Source organism: Streptomyces sp. HUAS MG56 (assembly GCF_058673395.1).
The window spans coordinates 48,743-64,293 of sequence record NZ_JBZWEN010000002.1 but is presented as its reverse complement, the minus strand read 5'-3'; the positions used below and the strand labels follow the sequence as shown (position 1 = coordinate 64,293).

Annotated in this window: 22 protein-coding genes; 8 read left to right on the top strand and 14 right to left on the bottom strand. The window is 68.4% G+C overall.

The features are described 5' to 3' along the window. Positions 1-357: 357 nt before the first annotated feature. From AC4OXY_RS46325 to AC4OXY_RS46300, 6 genes are all read right to left on the bottom strand, one after another. On the bottom strand, positions 358-1,146 hold the full coding sequence (locus tag AC4OXY_RS46325) for a hypothetical protein (RefSeq protein ID WP_491994859.1): 789 nt from the start codon (positions 1,144-1,146) through the stop codon (positions 358-360). 362 nt (positions 1,147-1,508) lie between these two features. Further along, the gene (locus AC4OXY_RS46320; protein WP_491994858.1) at positions 1,509-1,940 is read right to left on the bottom strand and encodes a hypothetical protein; all 432 of its coding nucleotides are present in this window, start codon (positions 1,938-1,940) and stop codon (positions 1,509-1,511) included. Next, positions 1,937-2,680, bottom strand: a complete 744-nt coding sequence (locus AC4OXY_RS46315) for a WhiB family transcriptional regulator (protein ID WP_491994857.1) — start codon at positions 2,678-2,680, stop codon at positions 1,937-1,939. Before AC4OXY_RS46315 ends, AC4OXY_RS46320 begins: the two co-directional genes overlap by 4 nt. Before the next feature lie 308 nt (positions 2,681-2,988). Next, positions 2,989-3,288: a hypothetical protein gene (locus AC4OXY_RS46310; RefSeq protein WP_491994856.1), complete on the bottom strand. Its 300-nt coding sequence runs from the start codon at positions 3,286-3,288 to the stop codon at positions 2,989-2,991. Positions 3,289-3,399: 111 nt separating this feature from the next. Beyond that, the gene (locus AC4OXY_RS46305) at positions 3,400-4,389 is read right to left on the bottom strand and encodes an ERF family protein (RefSeq protein WP_491994855.1); all 990 of its coding nucleotides are present in this window, start codon (positions 4,387-4,389) and stop codon (positions 3,400-3,402) included. Positions 4,390-4,479: 90 nt separating this feature from the next. Beyond that, positions 4,480-4,959 carry a hypothetical protein gene (locus AC4OXY_RS46300; protein ID WP_491994854.1) on the bottom strand — a complete coding sequence of 160 codons (480 nt, stop codon included), beginning with the start codon at positions 4,957-4,959 and terminating at the stop codon, positions 4,480-4,482. Between the two features lie 225 nt (positions 4,960-5,184). Here AC4OXY_RS46300 and AC4OXY_RS46295 point away from each other — a divergent pair, with 225 nt between their 5' ends. The 5 genes from AC4OXY_RS46295 (at position 5,185) to AC4OXY_RS46275 (ending at position 8,234) form a co-directional block, all read left to right on the top strand. Beyond that, a complete protein-coding gene (locus AC4OXY_RS46295) occupies positions 5,185-5,601 on the top strand; it encodes a WYL domain-containing protein (protein WP_491994853.1) in 417 nt (138 codons plus the stop codon). Between the two features lie 16 nt (positions 5,602-5,617). Next, complete coding sequence (locus tag AC4OXY_RS46290) at positions 5,618-5,794, top strand: hypothetical protein (RefSeq protein WP_491994852.1); 177 nt, start codon at positions 5,618-5,620, stop codon at positions 5,792-5,794. A gap of 138 nt (positions 5,795-5,932) precedes the next feature. Continuing rightward, positions 5,933-6,736 (top strand): hypothetical protein, encoded by an 804-nt coding sequence (locus AC4OXY_RS46285; RefSeq protein WP_491994851.1) that lies wholly within the window; start codon positions 5,933-5,935, stop codon positions 6,734-6,736. Positions 6,737-7,003: 267 nt separating this feature from the next. Further along, on the top strand, positions 7,004-7,861 hold the full coding sequence (locus tag AC4OXY_RS46280; RefSeq protein ID WP_491994850.1) for a site-specific integrase: 858 nt from the start codon (positions 7,004-7,006) through the stop codon (positions 7,859-7,861). 49 nt (positions 7,862-7,910) lie between these two features. Beyond that, positions 7,911-8,234, top strand: coding sequence for a hypothetical protein (locus AC4OXY_RS46275; RefSeq protein WP_491994849.1), 324 nt, complete (start codon positions 7,911-7,913; stop codon positions 8,232-8,234). Here the strand turns inward: AC4OXY_RS46275 and AC4OXY_RS46270 are convergent. From AC4OXY_RS46270 to AC4OXY_RS46255, 4 genes are all read right to left on the bottom strand, one after another. Next, entirely contained in the window at positions 8,231-8,371 is a 141-nt protein-coding gene (locus AC4OXY_RS46270; protein WP_491994848.1) for a hypothetical protein, read from the bottom strand. The genes AC4OXY_RS46275 and AC4OXY_RS46270 overlap by 4 nt on opposite strands. A 261-nt stretch (positions 8,372-8,632) precedes the next feature. Then, a complete protein-coding gene (locus AC4OXY_RS46265) occupies positions 8,633-9,274 on the bottom strand; it encodes a hypothetical protein (protein WP_491994847.1) in 642 nt (213 codons plus the stop codon). After that, positions 9,271-10,305, bottom strand: a complete 1,035-nt coding sequence (locus tag AC4OXY_RS46260; protein ID WP_491994846.1) for a site-specific integrase — start codon at positions 10,303-10,305, stop codon at positions 9,271-9,273. Before AC4OXY_RS46260 ends, AC4OXY_RS46265 begins: the two co-directional genes overlap by 4 nt. Next, positions 10,302-10,571 (bottom strand): hypothetical protein, encoded by a 270-nt coding sequence (locus tag AC4OXY_RS46255; protein WP_491994845.1) that lies wholly within the window; start codon positions 10,569-10,571, stop codon positions 10,302-10,304. The genes AC4OXY_RS46260 and AC4OXY_RS46255 overlap by 4 nt, the downstream gene beginning before the upstream one ends. A 166-nt stretch (positions 10,572-10,737) precedes the next feature. Here AC4OXY_RS46255 and AC4OXY_RS46250 point away from each other — a divergent pair, with 166 nt between their 5' ends. From AC4OXY_RS46250 to AC4OXY_RS46240, 3 genes are read left to right on the top strand one after another with little or no spacing between them, the layout of a single operon-like run. Next, on the top strand, positions 10,738-11,172 hold the full coding sequence (locus AC4OXY_RS46250) for a hypothetical protein (RefSeq protein WP_491994844.1): 435 nt from the start codon (positions 10,738-10,740) through the stop codon (positions 11,170-11,172). A 7-nt stretch (positions 11,173-11,179) separates the two neighbouring features. After that, on the top strand, positions 11,180-11,449 hold the full coding sequence (locus AC4OXY_RS46245; protein WP_491994843.1) for a hypothetical protein: 270 nt from the start codon (positions 11,180-11,182) through the stop codon (positions 11,447-11,449). Positions 11,450-11,460: 11 nt separating this feature from the next. After that, entirely contained in the window at positions 11,461-11,625 is a 165-nt protein-coding gene (locus AC4OXY_RS46240) for a hypothetical protein (protein ID WP_491994842.1), read from the top strand. 931 nt (positions 11,626-12,556) lie between these two features. Here AC4OXY_RS46240 and AC4OXY_RS46235 read toward each other — a convergent pair. The 4 genes from AC4OXY_RS46235 to AC4OXY_RS46220 all read right to left on the bottom strand — a co-directional run bounded on the left by AC4OXY_RS46235 (position 12,557) and on the right by AC4OXY_RS46220 (position 15,551). Next, positions 12,557-13,288 carry a hypothetical protein gene (locus AC4OXY_RS46235; RefSeq protein ID WP_491994841.1) on the bottom strand — a complete coding sequence of 244 codons (732 nt, stop codon included), beginning with the start codon at positions 13,286-13,288 and terminating at the stop codon, positions 12,557-12,559. 65 nt (positions 13,289-13,353) lie between these two features. After that, complete coding sequence (locus tag AC4OXY_RS46230; protein ID WP_376295134.1) at positions 13,354-13,719, bottom strand: hypothetical protein; 366 nt, start codon at positions 13,717-13,719, stop codon at positions 13,354-13,356. Positions 13,720-13,770: 51 nt separating this feature from the next. Continuing rightward, complete coding sequence (locus AC4OXY_RS46225) at positions 13,771-14,022, bottom strand: hypothetical protein (RefSeq protein WP_491994840.1); 252 nt, start codon at positions 14,020-14,022, stop codon at positions 13,771-13,773. After that, on the bottom strand, positions 14,019-15,551 hold the full coding sequence (locus tag AC4OXY_RS46220) for a glycoside hydrolase family 25 protein (protein ID WP_491994839.1): 1,533 nt from the start codon (positions 15,549-15,551) through the stop codon (positions 14,019-14,021). The genes AC4OXY_RS46225 and AC4OXY_RS46220 overlap by 4 nt, the downstream gene beginning before the upstream one ends.

Genomic DNA, 15,551 nt, shown 5'->3' with positions numbered 1-15,551 from the left:
CTGCACTGTAATCGCTAGTGCGTTCGATTTCGAGATCGCCCGTGCGGGGGGAGATAAGCCGCGAATCGCCAGCGACCGGATTGCCAAGCTGACAAGAGGGGTGTGCGTACTGCACTATGTACCTGCCGTCCTGCGGACATGAAAAAGCCCGCTCGGTGGTGTAGGTGGTTCTCTCCGGAACCTGACTCGCTCGACTTCTCCGGCCTGGTCGCCAAACCGGTCAGAGAGTTCGGGCCTTAGCTCGGTCGCCAAACCGAGCAGTTGCACGAGGCCGCGCACGGTGCGCCAACACCAGCGGCCAGGCGGTAGAGGATGAAGCCCCCGCCAAGGGGCTCACGGACCTCCCGCCGGGAAGCGCTAACTCATCTGATCTCCCTCAGTGGGTGGGGTCTGTCCGTCAACCAGCTCGCCGTCGACGGCGACCAGTTGAAGCTGCGGAATAGCCGGAAGACTGGGCTCGGCGCCCTCACCTGGCGTGGGCCAAAGGCGCGCGTCGACGCCATACGACGGCGGAGCCCACACCTTGTAGGCGAACGGGTTCTTCTGGTGGTAGGCCCATCGGTAGTTCTCCTCCCAGCCGGCCAGCCCGCTCTTGAGTCGGAAGTAGGCAGGAAGAAGGCCGCCCCGATTCGGGATCGGCTCCGGAGCACCCCTCAGAGCGCGGTCGCAGCCCTCGCCGAATCCCTCGTGGCGACGGCAGTACCAGACCGGCGTGCGCCACCCCGTCACCGAGTCAACGGTGTAGGAGTGGTCGCGTGCTGGCTGGCCGCACTTCCCGGACCGGCGGATCATCGGAGCGTCACAGGTCTGGTCGTGCCACTCCGGAATGGACCGGTCGTCCTCGTAGCGCGGGATGTCGGAGGCGACCAGGAGACCAGCGACGGACTGCGTCTTGCCGCCATATTGATGGGTCCCGAGGATGGCTTCGGCTCGCTGCCAGACCCCCGCGTTGAAGGGGTTGGGATCGCGGGCGATAAGCCAGGCGAGGAGGAGCGCGACCTCACGCGCTTCTCTTGCGATCCGCTGGTCTTGGTACAGGGCGGCGACGATGGCGTCATAGCTGTCCCGGCCGCCGCCTCCCTTGCCCTTCGTGCGAGGACCAGCGGGAACAGCGTGGATGGCGCGCACCGCGCCAGCGGCGCTCATGCGTTGAACGAGATCGGAGGGACAGTGGCCGAATCACTCGACGCCGGTGTGATCTTCACGGCGGAGTTGTAGGTCGCACTGTCTGATCGGGGAACGCCCCGGGTACTCTTGGCCATGTCGGCACCTTCATACGTGTGGAAACGGTGTGGTGTCGTCAGCCCTCGCGTTCCGGCTTCGCAAACCGGGACCGCCACCAAGGTGGCAGCGGGGGCTTCTGACTTTTGTGCGCGTCCTCCACGGAGCCTCGCAACTGACTCCACGTCTGACGCACCTACCAGACTAGCCGTTGAACGCCTCATCTGTCCCGGCCCCTTCCCCTTCGTGTCGCACCAGCCGCTAATCACACAAACCATGACGGACCGTCAGTGCTCCCGGCCTATCTCCGAATCGGCCGCCAGCCCATCCACCTCCGGCGCCACCAACGCCCGCGACCGGCGCACCAGACCCGCCATCGCATGGAACCCCGCCTGCTCGAACAAGCCCGACACCCGCTCCATCTGGTCCCGGAACAGGCGCGGCGCCGCCGACAATCGGCCCGCATGGAATCCCACTGCCAACGCCCGATCCCACACCGCCTGGACCGTGGCCGGGTCCGCGTCAGGGAACAGGTCCACGGCCAGCTTGTCCGGGCGGGCCACCGTCTCCAGCTCCGCGGACGCAATCAGCCCCGCCAGGAACGCACCCGACGACATCGCCCGGCCCCCCAGGACCGCATCACGACGCATCGCCTCGAACGCGGCATCGTCCTCGTGGTCGGAAGGGACAGGGGACTCGGTGGCAGGGATCTGGGTCATGCTGCGGCCTCCATCGGGCGAGCAGGGAACAGGGACGTGACAGGGGCGGTGTGCGCGAGGGCGTCATCGAACGACAACTGCACCGGAACAGCCGGGGTGGGGAGCTTCGTCGGCGGCGGGACCGCAGGCACCGTGCCGTCATCCGGCACCAGGGCGACGTCCTCGAGGAGCCCGCGCTCCCGGGCGACCGCCAAGGCCCGCATCCGAGTGACGGTCTTCGGCAGGCCCAACAGGCGCACCAAGCTGGACCGCTGCCAGTTCGCCGTCCGCACGTCGACCCCCGCGGCCGCCGCCACCTCGAACGGATCCCAACACACGGCCAACGCCCGCAGGACCGCCTGCTTCTGCGCCGTGTGGAACCGAGTGTCCGGCGCCGCCGCCACCGCATGCCGGGCCGCGATCAGCGCCCGATGCCGCTCCAACGACCGCCGGCCACCCCACACCCCCTCCGGCTCCGCCAACTTCCCATCCGGCGTCACCGACGAGGCATACGCATCGCACTGCACCATCACCGGACAGGTAAGGCAGACCTCGATCGCCCGCTCCTCCCGGGCCCGACGCTCCCGCTGCCCCTCCGGCGCCCACGCGTCCGGCCCGTTGTGAGCACCCACATGCAGCTCCGGGTTACCCACCATCCGCAGCGGCTGGTCCGGGTCCGGCGCGCACCGCCGGTACCGGAAGTACGGGTGCTCCACCCACTCACGGCGCAACCGGGCACTGCTCTTCTCCGTGGTCTCCATCATCGAGGGCCTCCCTCCGTCGGCGGGGTACGGTGATCGTGGCGAGCAAGGGCCTGATCCAGCACACGGCCAGCAGCCGCAGCAACACGCTCCTGAGACATCGCCAGATCCAGACGGCGCCGGAACTGCTCGAGATCCCGGGCCATACAGCCGGCCATCAGCCGGTGCGACGCCAACTCCCGCTCCAACTCCCGACGCAGGCGACGGGACCGACGGGACTGAACAAGGGCGAAAACAACAACCGCCGCAGTGAGAACCGCGGCGGCCGGCACAACGCGAGCCGCCACAGCGGTCTCACCTCCAAGAAGTCAGTCGGCGGACACCGACGACGGGGGGACGTACAGGTGGGACACCCGGGCATCCTCATCACGCACGATCCGCAGCGCCGCGGCCGCGACGGCATTCCGAACCGCCCTGTCGTGCGCGTCCTGCACCACAGCCGGCAGGCCCCGCCACGCCTCCGCGACGTACGGCTGACGCACGGGCTTCGACGGGCGGCGACGCTCCCACCACAACATCAGCGGGATACCAACCACGCACGAGAGGAAGGTGGCCGGGATCAGCCAGCGGACCGGGTTATCGGCCAGCCAGTAGACGAATTCGGGCATGACGGAACTCCGATCGGCGACAGCCGGGATGGATGAGGTGGGTGCCCCGGGACGGGGACTTCAGGGGAGGTAGTCCTCCCAGGGGCCCGCGCCGTGGCGGGCCCGGGTGATTCAGGCGGCCTGGCTGCCCTGCGCGGCCTGGTCCAGTTCGGTGATGCGGCCGTTCAGCAATTCACGGAACATCAGTGCGCCGCCGTTCTTCAGCGGCACCTCCATGTCGGCGACCCCGTGCTTCTCCGCGTCCAGGACGATCTGCGCCAGCGACAGCGGCTTGTCCCAGCAGTCCACGGCCTGGCCACGCAGCCGGGCGAGGTGGTCCACGCCGTCCGCGGCGCCCTGGCTGTCCTGGGCCACGCCGGTCTCCGCGGCGACCTGAGCGGCCACCTCGCCGGCCTCCGCCGCCTTACGGGCCTCCCGCTCCTCGGCCTCGGCCCGCAACTGCTTCCCACGGCCCACGATCAGCGTCTCCAGCGTCGTGTCACCGTCCGGCCCGTACACCGTCTCGCCCAGCAGACCGTCCGCCTTGACCTCCGCATGCATCGCAGTCAGGGCATTCACGTTGTTCCACACCATCGGCTTCCGCAGCCGCTCCATATAGGCGTCCGCAGCAGACCGCTGGCCCTCCGGGTGGTCACGGTCCCCGTCGTCCAGCGACTTCGCATCCACCGGAATCATGAACGTGTGGATCAGCGCGTACTTCAGCGCCGCGGACATCGCCTTGTTCGACGCCTTGTCCGCCACGTCCGACGCCTCACCCATCGTGATCGCGGTGACGTGATCGCCGGCCGGACCGTAGAAGTGGAACGCCACCCGCATCATCACCGCGTTCATACGGCCACGAAGCTCGGTCTTAAAGTCCAGGACCTCCGGGGTCATGAACACCCCGTGGTCACGCAGCGGCTGCGCCAGGGCGCCGATGGCGTCGTCCACGCCACGGAACTTGTAGTTCTGCGACTTGTTCTCACCGTTCTTCCCGACGTCGCGAACGTCCCGCATCACGCGGCTCATCAGCTCGTGAACGCTGGGTGCGGCCTGGTTTTGGATGTGCTGAGTCGGGCCCTCCGCCGTCGTGCTGGCGGGGGCCTCAATGGCATTCGCCATGTGAGGTCTCTCCTAAGGGGTTATGCAGTGTGATGTGGGGCGGTGCCCGGCCCGAGTTGTCGGCGTCCCAGGCCGGCCCGCCCAGGTGGCCTACTCGGCCGGGTCGGCGTCCGCGGTGACCACGTCGATGCCCAGCTCCTCCGCCATCCACGCCACAGCGATGGACGACTGCGTCACCCGGTAGCCGGCCTGCTCCGACAGCTCCTTCTGCCGCGCCTCGATCTGCTGACGCAGGCTGTCGTCGAGCCGCAGGTTCAGCACCGAGCGAACCACCGACTTCTTCCGTGCCAACTTCGGCGGCATCCACTCACCAGCCAGCACCTTGCGCAGCCCGTCCTCGGCCACCGAGCTGAGCGTGACGTCGAAGTCGGCAGCCTTAGCAACCAGCTGCTCCTTCAACGGCTTGTCCAGGGTCAGCGTCAGCGTGGTGCGCGAAGTCGTCGACTCGGCGGCCGTGGCACGCAGCAGCGTCCACCCGCCCGGGGCGGCGACAGCGCGGACGTCGGCAGCGGATTCCGGGTGGCCGGCGTCCTCCAGGTGCTGGGCGGCGGTGAGCAGGCGGTCTCGCATGGGGCCAGGCACGCGGCGAGGTCCTTTCGACGGGCGCCGCCCGGCTCGGTAGGTGGGCGGGCGCGTGGGGGCGTTGGCCACCAGTTTCCTCCATTCGGCATTGCAGCGCCATGCCTGACGCGGGGCCGGGGCGGCGCCCCAACGCCCACAACAGTACCGGCAAAGGCATTGCAGTGCAATGCTGAATCCTCTATGGTGGAACCACACCGCACCAAGGGGGACACGATGAAGCTGACCGCACGCCAGACCCAGACCCGGACGCTCACCGACCTGTTCAAGGCCCTCGGCAACCGGCACGCCGTGACCCTCACGTACACGGACGAGAAGGGCGAGACCACGGTCCGCACGGTCGAGCTGCACGAGATCCGCACCACCGACGGCGGCGGCATCGAACTGATCGTCATGTGCCGCCTCCGCCAAGCCGAACGGAAGCTGTCCCTCGAAGGCGTCTCCGCCTACACGCTCCACCGGATCGGCTACGTCCTCACCCGCCCGGAGCCCACCACCTACAAGCGGCCCGAGCCGCAGCCCGACAACGACGCGCAGGCGCTGTACTTCTACGAGCTGGCTCGCGACAAGGACGACGCCGACTATCGGCCTCGCGTCCGGCTCACGCAGACTCAGACCGACCTCGCCGCCTAACTTGAAGGAGTACGTCATGGCTCGCGTCACCCGCACCACCGAGCAGATTCAGGGCGCCATCACCGCCGCCTCCACCCTCGCCCGCCAGATCGAGAACGACTCCATGTCCACCCCGCAGCAGCGCAACCTGGCTGACGAGCTGCACAACCAGATCAACAAGGAGCTGACCGAATTGGACACCCGGCGCGGCTGATGATCGGGCGGTCCATATGACGAAGGCCACTGCCCTGAATGGGTAGTGGCCTCAAGCACTCGCAACACGCACAGCGAAGCGTAATCGACCAACTCGTCACGGGGAAGGCCCCGTTCGTTACCAGGGAGAATCGTCCTCATGCATTTCCGGTTCGACCCCGATGAGTGGCGGCCTGAACTGCCCGGTGGCGTCAGTGCCCGCAGCATGTACACCGACAAGCTCACGCCCGGAACGATCGTGGTGTGGGAGCGCCGTCCCTACCGGGTCCTCGAGGTCCGCGAGCGGGAGCAGGCGAACTGGCCCGAGAAGTACCGGCAGGCGTGGGTGAAGCAGAACATGCCCGACCCGGCCACCTGGTACTGCCGGCCCCGCGTCATCGTCCTGCGCCCGGAGGAAGACCCCAAAGCCAAGCCGCTGAACCTCGAGGGCCCGAACAACTACTACTGGCACACCCTGCCCGAGCACTACCCGATTTGCAGGATGTGCAAGGAGATTCCACCCTGCCGGCACGTCCACACCGAGCGCATCATGCAGCGCGCCACGGAGAAGCTGGAGAAGGAGATGGCGATCCTTCCCGGCGTCTGTCACGGTTGCCGGGAGCCCATCAGTAAGCGGCAGAAGCACTTCACCTTCCCCGGCGCCAATCTGATCCGTCCCGACCTTGGCGACAACACGGCCACCTTCCACACGCGCGGCGACTGCTACAGCTACCTCGCCTCCTATGACGAGCGGTGGGCGGCCGCCGAGCCCGGCCGGGTCCGCTTCTTCCGCTGCGAGGGCACCCTGACCGTCCACCACGACGAGAGCAGCGAGTGCAGCCGCCCGGACTGCGTGGCCAAGGGCGCCCACAAGGACCTGGTCCGCCACGACATGTGGATACGGCACCACCCGCGGATGGAGGAGGCCCGCGGCTGCTGGTGCCTGGCCTCCCAGCTGTTCTGACACGCCGCGGGGGAAGCGCTTCTGACACGGTCCCGCCCGAGCCGTAGCGTGCTCTCAGCACGATCGAGAAAGCCACTCCGGACCCCCGTCCCACCCCCTATCTGATCTTTCAGTAAAACCTCGGGAGCCTCCACCCCCCGGGCAGCCCGTTGTGGTACACGCCGGATCCCCCCGCCCCCTCGCCCCCGCGACATCCCCTAGTGGGTGGTGGGTCCGAGGTTTTATGTAAAGTATTGATCTTGTGTGGGGTGCGGGCACAATGAGCCCATGGACCCGCTCACGCTCCTGACCGACTGGCTCGACACCGCACCCCTGCGCTCCTCCAGCCGCATCGAGTACGAGCGTGAGGTCACCCGCTGGCTCACCTGGTGCGCCAACCAGCATCCCCCCGTCAACCCGTGGGACACCGGCATCGAGGACATCGCCGCCTGGTGCGCCGGCTACCTCACCGACCAGCTCGACGGCCGCCTCTTCAACGGACCCGACGCCCTCGCCCACATCGCCGAACACCACCCCGCCGCAGCCATGACCCACGACCGCCGGATCACCGCCCTCACCCAGTACTACGAAGCCTGCAAGGACCGCGGCGCCATCCGGCTCACCCCCGACCTGACCATGCTCCGCTCCGGCGTCGACCGCGACGCCAACCCACCCCGCCGCCTCACCCCCCAAGAACGCGCCGTCCTGCTCACCTGCATCGGCATGTGGGGCAAGGACCACGCCCGCCACTACCTCCGCGACCGGCTCATCGCCTACCTCCTCCTCGAAGGCCTGCGCCCCGCAGAGGTCACCCGCGTCGACATCCGCCACCTCTACGACCTCCCCGACGGCACCTACCAGGTACGCGCCCCCGACTACGAGTTCGAGGCCGTCGGCAAGCAGTTCACCCTCGAGCCGCTGACCGCAGCCGCCCTCAAGGCCTACCTGCCCTACCGGATCCGACCCGCGGACGGCGTCCACACCCTCATCCTCGGACAGGGCGGAAACCCCATCACATCCGGCTACCCCAACATGATCGTGCAGCAGATCTGCGCCACCCACCCGCTCCTCGCCCAGCGCAACCCACCGGTGACCGCGGACGCCATCGCCCACACCGGATACTGGGACACACCCCCAGAGAAGTGACCCGCCGGTATCGGCATCACCGGGCGCACGTACAGGGCAGGATCACCGTATGACCTGCGAAGACAATCCTGTCCGCCTCACCTGGGAAGTCCAGTTACACGAGCCGTTCAGCCGCGTCTGGATCTGCAAGGCGTACGGCCGGGCCACCACCACCGCAACGCCTGCGGACCTGGCCCGCGCCGTCCTGGCCGTCCATCTCACCGCCAAGCCGCCCCGCGGCGGGGAAACGTTCCGAGCCCTCGCCTACACCGACACCGGTGGTCCTTGTATCGTCACCGCCGACCAGCTGGCCGCGGACGGCTGGACCGCCGACCCAGCTGTCCGTCAGGCCCTCCCCACCCACCTGCGGGAGGGCCTCCCGGCAGGCGACTAGCGGCGCGGCCGCCGGTGCCGGCCAGTACCCGGGCGCAGCAGCCGCAGCAGATCACCCCCAACCTTGGAGACGATCCCGTAGCCGATCAGGGCGGCCTCAAGGTGCTCAGGGGTGATCAGGTGGGAAAGGTTCGTCATCGCCTACGCCTCCCGGCGCTCGGGTATGGGTCACCCTTTCGGCGGGCTCACCGGTCCCAGGACAGGGGCACCGGCCTGTCCTGCGGTTTCGCACCGGGGAGGCGGCTTCGTATGCCGCTACTGGCCGTTCCGATCCTCCTCAGAGGCCCCCGCAGGGCCGCCAGGGCGGACGCGGACACGGAAAAGCCCGGCCGACTCCGCCCGTGAGCAGGGCGAAGTCGGCCGGGCAGAGGCTGCTACCAAGGATTGCCGGAGAACGGGTCAGTCGTCGGCGTCGATCGGCCAGAGCGCCGGGTGCCGCAGGTTGAGCAAGAGGTATAGGTCAGTACTGCCGTACGCCCAGCGGGCCACGCCACCGTCCTGCTCGAGGTGCATCAGGGTGCGGCTCGGCATGGTGGTGCCCACCTCCAAGGGAATTCGGGAGGCTTGCACAGTGGCTGGCGTTATCAGGGGTTCCGTCTTCCCGCAGCCCGCAAAGAACGCTGCGCCCGTCGACCGCTCCACGGTGATGGGCGCGGACCAAGCCACCTCGCCATCCTCGTCTGCACCGCTCTGATCCATGTCCAGGATTGCGGTGAACGGCTCCGGGAGGTCGGCCAACGCGGCCGCGTTCGCCTCACGCTCCGCGTCGGGGAACGGCATGGTGCCGACCTCGACTTCGATCCGGGCGACACGGCCGACACCCACCGCGGCGTGAATATCAAGGAAGGCCGCGATCTGGTGGACAGGCCAGCTCCCAGGTTCGAGGCGGTGCATCTGCCCAGCGGCAGCAACGTATTCGGGGCTGAAGTGGGTGCCCGCCGCCAGGCGCTTGCGCGTACGGACGAACGCTGCAGCGGTTTCCTCAGTGCTGAGCATCCGGTCTAGAACGGCGTGGGCGCCGCGCTCGTGGGATGTGGTCACAGGCCGATTCCAATCAGTGCGTTGTCCTGCTCGTCCCACTGGTCGACGATCTGCATGTAGCCGTCCAGGACCTTCGAGCCGTCCGCGTGCCCGGTCACCGCGGCGATGGCCTTGCGGTCCTTCCCGGCCCGGCGTGCCTCGGTGGCCATTCCGGAGCGCACGGAGTGGCCGGTGAACAGCTCCTCGAATCCGGCGCGCAGTCCGGCTGCGGTGATGAGGTCGCCGGCCCGCTGCGGGCTCAGGCCCTGCGGTTGGACGGACCCGGTGTGGTGGATGCGGCGGAAGGCGTGCCGGTCCGGGTCGGTGATCTGTGCGGCCTCGCGCCAGGCCTTCCAGGCGCGCACCGGGCAGGTGTCCGGGTTGGTGCCGTAGGGGACGGCGACGGTGCGGGGTTCGGTCTTGGAGACGCGGACGTCGACCAGGAGGCCGTTGTCGTCGTCGCGGATGTTCCGTAGGCGGAGCCCGGCGAGTTCGGCGCGGCGCGCGGCAATGGCGAACCCGAGCAGGATCATCGCGCGGTCGCGGAGGCCGAAGATGTCGGTGTCGCACTTGGACACGATGAGCCGCAGGTCGACCAGCCGCATGGCGGGGGCTTTGCCGCGGCCGCGGGCGGGCTCCTCTGCCTCTTCGGCCTGACGGCGGTAGTCCTTGAGGAGCTTGCGGGCCGCTTTCGTCGCCTCCGGGTCGACGAGGACCTTGTAGGGCGGGAGCCGCAGGGTGACGACGACTCCGGCGAGCTTGCGGTCGATGGTGGCGTAGGCGCGCTTCTCGCGGTGCCAGAGGTAGTCGACGAATCCGCACAGGGTGCCGACGGTGGCGGCGGTGGGCGGGACTTGGAGCTGCTTGCAGAAGGCTTCCCAGGTCTTCCAGTCGGCGCGGTAGGAGCGTTGGGTGTTCTCGGGCCGCTGATCGTCGCCGTGTTTGCTGGCGGCGGCGTCGAGGGCGTCGAGTCGGGCGCGGAGGTCTTCGTCGAAGTCGGCGGGGAGCAGGGGGCGTTCGTCGGGTCTGGCGGGCAGATTGTCGGTGCTCACGGGCGCGAGGCCTTCAGGGGGCCGAACTCGCGCTCTACGTCCCGGCGGAGCATGGGGTCCATGTCGCCCGCGTACGGGAGCAGGACGGCGTCACCGTCGTGCGTCTCTTCGGTCAGGGCCCAGATCTCGCCCTCAGCGTCGGTGAACTCGGGCCAGCCTTCGAACCGGGAGTCGTTCGTGATCTCGGCGATCTCCGCGCGCAGGTCGTCCGGGACGCGGGTGGCTCCGTTGCGGTAGGCGATCTCCATCGGGTGTGTGTGAGGCATGGTCAAATTCTACCGGTGATCACCAGCCATATGTGAGCTTATCGCGGGCCAGCAGGACATCACCCCCGCACCGGTTTAACTAAACGCGGATAGACCTTGCCTGACGGGGTGTCGGGGCGGTACGGTCTACTCGGCTTTATGCGCGTCTAATGTAACGGGAGCCCGTGTGGAGATCACCGTCAGCGTGAAGGATCCGACCCCCGAGCTCGAGCGCGACCTGCTCGCACTCCTCGACAAACACCGCGCCTCACTGCGCCACGACCCCGGCTGGAACGTCGACCGAGCCCGCCTCTTCTACAGCGCCCTCGCTCCCCGCGCTCAGCGCATCCTCCGGGAGGCCGTCGCCAGGCTCAACGGCAAGGTGAGCGCCGACGAGTTGCGGGATAACGAGGACAGCAGCCTCCGCGGCCACGCCAGCGCCTTCGCACGAACGGTCCGCCGGGGTGCCGTCGAAGGCTGGTGGGACAGCGGCATGGAATCGCCCATCATCGCCCTCGGCCCAGGGTCCGGAAAGGTGCAGGGCTACCAGATCCGCGACGAGGAGACCCATCACGCGTTCCGCACCGCGCTCCTCAACCCGCCCGAGCCGAAAGAGAAGTGAGGACACCATGAGCACTCCGAGCGAACTCCGAGCCCGCGCCGCCGAGCTGGAGCAGCGCGTCCCGCCGATCCATGCCGGACCGCGCACCGACGACGAGCGGATGTGGCTGGAGAAGGCCGCTGCCCTCCGCGCCGAAGCCGACCGCGCAGAAGGAGATGTCTTCGCAGGCCACTTCGAGAGCTGCTACATCCGCGAGGGCGAGCATTGCTCCTGCGGCTACCTGCCCGCCGGTGGGTTCCTCGGCCTGCCGCCCGCCGACCGCGACGACGAGAAGTGAGGACACCGACCATGGCCGATGAGGAACTGCAGGACCAGCACGACGACATGGTGCGTGACCTGGATCAGGTCGTGGACGTGGAAGCCGGCCTCGCCGAGGTGCTTCGCGCCGGAAAGGCCGTCGATGACGGTCTGGACCGCCTGTTCCGCAGGCTCGGACCGCCCACCGATCAGTGATGCGCTCGACCACAGTGAGGCCCCCGCCTGAAGGAAGCAGGCGGGGGCCTCGTCATGCACGGTAGCGCAGCGGATGGACGCCGCTATGCGGAGAGTTGAGACTGTGGCGCGCGCGATGCGGAAAGAGTGACGCCTATCACTTGGTTAAGGTGAACGTAGGGTTCCGCTGGCGTTCCGTCGTGTTCCGTGGCCTTGCGCGGGTTCACGGCGCCCTGACCGGTGACGCACCGTCATGAAGGAACTCTGCGTAGTAGTTGTGTCACGCCCCGGGTCCGAAACGGCCCTGCGGCTCACTACACTGCAAGCAAGCAGAAGGAGCCCATCCCCGGCGCGGTTTCCTAGGCCAGATCGTCGGGAGGGCTCCCTGCGTGATGTCCCATCCGTCCCACAGCTGAAAGAGAGGATAGATACACCGTGATTCACCATAACAAGGAGTCCGATCCCGAAGACAGTCCCGTCCATCGAATCGCTGATCAGATTCGCCGTTGGACGAAACGCAACAAGCGGATAGTCCACGATCAGATGATTCGCGGCGCGGCATACAGTCTTGGGAGTGGCGCAGTGAGCATCGTCATCATCTGGTTCCAGACTCACCGCTGAACCGCGGGACGGTGCACGAAGGCCCCGCAGACGCGTTGTCGTCTGCGGGGCCGACCCGTATCCGGGCAGAGGTGCCGCTACTTTGTCCGCTTGGCCTCCACCTCGGCGCGGCAGAGCACGCAGAGCGGATTCCCGCCCGCCCCGTACCGGTGCGTGGGATGCCCGCACCCCGCGCACGGACCCACCTGGGACGGCGGGCACGTCGGCAGAGGCGGGACAGGTCTGTCGGAAGGCGCGGTGCTGCTCACGGCTCCATCGTACGTTCGAACGCGAAAAGCGTCCCCGCTCCCCCGCCGCGTGGCGGAAGGAACGGGGACGCGTTCGTGTGCGGTCAGTCGGCGCGGCGGCCGGCAGGGTCGAGACGCCGGTAGGCGGCCGTGGCGAGCAGGCCGGTCACGGACAGCGCGCCCTTCGCCGGGCTGTTCTTCTTCAGCGGCGCCGGCCCGGATGCAGGCGTGCACGTGTAGTGGGTGGACCCGTCGCTGTCCGGGGTGCAGTTGTAAGTGACGCCGAGGGCACCAGGCGGGTACGTGAACGTCCAGCCCGACGGCGCCGGCCCGGTCGCGCCTGTGTCGCCCTTCGGCCCCTGCGGACCCGTATCACCCTGGGGGCCTTGCGGTCCGGCCGGTCCCTGCGGGCCGGTGGCCCCGGCCTGGCCGGCCGGCCCCGTTGCGCCGACGCCTGGCGCGCCCGACGGCCCGGCCGGGCCTGGCGATCCCGCGGCACCTGGAGAACCGTTACTGCCGTTGGAACCGTTCCTGCCCGGTGTCCCCGGAGATCCCGACGGCCCGGGACTGCCCGCGACCCCGGGACTCCCGGACGGCCCCGCCGGCCCCGGAACCCCGGGCACGCCCTGCACTCCGCGGACAATGCTGGACGCTGCAGGCGCGGACGGCTTCACACCGTGCGCTTTCAACTGCTGACGAGTGGTGTCCAGACCGGAAGCCAGCTGCGAGATGACCGTGGCCTGGGCCTGCTGACCACGCTGCAACGACCGGTTCGACGCCTCGAGCGTGTTCACCGCCAGCGCGATCCCGGCAAGGGCCAGGAAAACCAGCACCACGACGACGGCCCTGGCGCTGGTCGGCAGATGCCGCCGTATCCCCGACGGCGGGACGGAGTGCCCTGTCACTTAGCTCCCTTCGCCGCAGCCCACGCCTGAATGAGCACGCCCAAGACGGCAACGAGGAGCGTGCCGCCCGCGACAACCCATCCCCACGCCACCCCGGGCCGCCCCTCCAGCTTCTCAACGCGGCCAACGAGGGGCTTGATGACGTTGTCCTTCAACTCCGCCAAGTCCTCGTCATGCTCGCGGTTCATCCGGGCCATCTCCGCATCCCGAACTCGCTCCGCTCGCTGCCACTCACCGAGCGGGACGGTGTCCTTGGCGAGGTTGGTGATACGGCTGGCAAGTTCATCGTGGGTTCGGTCGGTGTGGCGCTCGTGCGCGTCGAGGCGACGGTCCACTTCTCCAGCGGAGACCTCATCAGCCACCGTCACCCCTCAGGGTCGTACATGGACATGGCGCGGCTGGTAAGCCGCCCACTACTCCACCGCGCCCGGCGGGTCGGGCACCGGGGATACGGCCGGCCGCCGCAGCAGCGACGCCGAGGACGGGCTCCCCACATACCGGGCCAGGAAGCCCTTCGCCGCGGACAGAACGGGCACGAGGAGCGCCGCCCACCACACGGGCAGACTGCCGAGCTCCGTGATGGCAAGACCGAGCGCAGCCTCGCCGGCGGTCGCGCCGACGCGCTCCGCCATGTCGAGCCAGTAGGCCTTCGTCATGATGGTCACCAGCTCTCTATGGCGTAGGCGACGCCAGCGTCGGTCGTCTGCATGCTGACCTTCTGGTCGGCCGCGGTCATCGGAACGTCAACGGTGCCGCCCGCCGCGGTCAGATTGACCGTGGTGAGCCGCCACGCGGTGCCGTCATGGATGGCGACACGGACAGTCGCCTTGGGCGGCGTGGCAAGGATCTGGTCCATGCCGAGGTGCAGCTTGCGGTTGCCCGCGGTCTGCCAGGCGCTGCCGTGCGGCGGGAGCGCAACGGTCGGCTGGGGGCCCGGCACCACAGTGCCGGAAGTCCACTGGGGCATGTCTTCCTCCGAAGGAGCCGGGGTGGGGGTGGGCTGAGCTGCGAGGATTGCCGAGATCGGGAACTGCCCGGGATCCCCATGGTCGTTTTGCGGGACGTGTTCGTGGCCGCAGTGGCCCTTGAACGCGGACCACTGGGTGTTGGTCATGCGGACGCCGTTGTTGCCGTAGGAGGCCGGGTAGGGCTTCCAGGTCAGCCCGGATGTGAGCGGCACGCCATGCTGGTCGTGGGTCCACTGAACGAACGCGTGCAGGTCGCGGATCGCCCAGTCGGGGAGCTCCGGCATGTACAGGTGCTGGGTGCCGGCCTTCGCCCACGTGGCGTGGGTGGTCGGGTCGCAGGTGCCGACGATCTCGACCTGTGCGACGTTCAAGGTGTTCGTGGCCATCTGACCAGCAGCGTGGACGAGGGCTCGGGCCGACTCATCGAACCCGAAGTGCTGGTACCAGTCGAGCCGTTGAGCCGACCAGTTCGGCACCGCTGTGAGCGTCGGCGCGATCGACCCGCCCGAGTAATCCGGCAGCGCCGTCGTCTCCGTGCTGTGCCAGACGATCGTGTTCGTCGTCATCGGATCGCCCGGGTACGCCGTGCTGTACCAGTGGGCCTTCGACGCGCCCGGGTAGATCTCGGCGCCCGTGGTGCTGCCACCTCCACCGGAACCGCCGGCCGATCCGGCCCACGTCCGCAGGTCCGCGGCCGTGGCGAAGTTGGCGACGTCCTGGTCGACGGGTGAATCCGTGTACTGGTGGAACGTCCACGGGTGCTGAATGCGCGGCTGGCCGGCTGTCGTGTAGTCGGCGATCCAGAGGTAGTCGCCGCAGTTCGAGTTCGCGTCGACGTTCTTCCAGTTACCCGTGTCGGAGTAGACGCCCACCTTGTGGCCGGGCGCCTTGGCCTTCACCCGGGCGAGCCACACGTCCTTGTAGTTGCGGGCCTGCTGGTCGGTGGCCGTCTGCCCGTACCACTCCCAGTCCAGGCAGAGCACGTCACCGGGGACGAGGCTGATCTGAGACAGGAAGTAGTCGGCCTCGGCCGCGGGGCTGTTCGCCACGTGGGGGTAGTGATAGAAGATCGTCACCAGCCCGGCGGCCCGAGCCGTCGCGCGCTGCGCCACCCACTTGGAGTTGACGTACGACAGGCCCTCGGTCAGCTTGATGCCGACGAAAGACAAGCCAGTCGTCGAGTAGCTGCTGGACTGGTACGAGGAGACGTCGATCCCCTTGAGCAT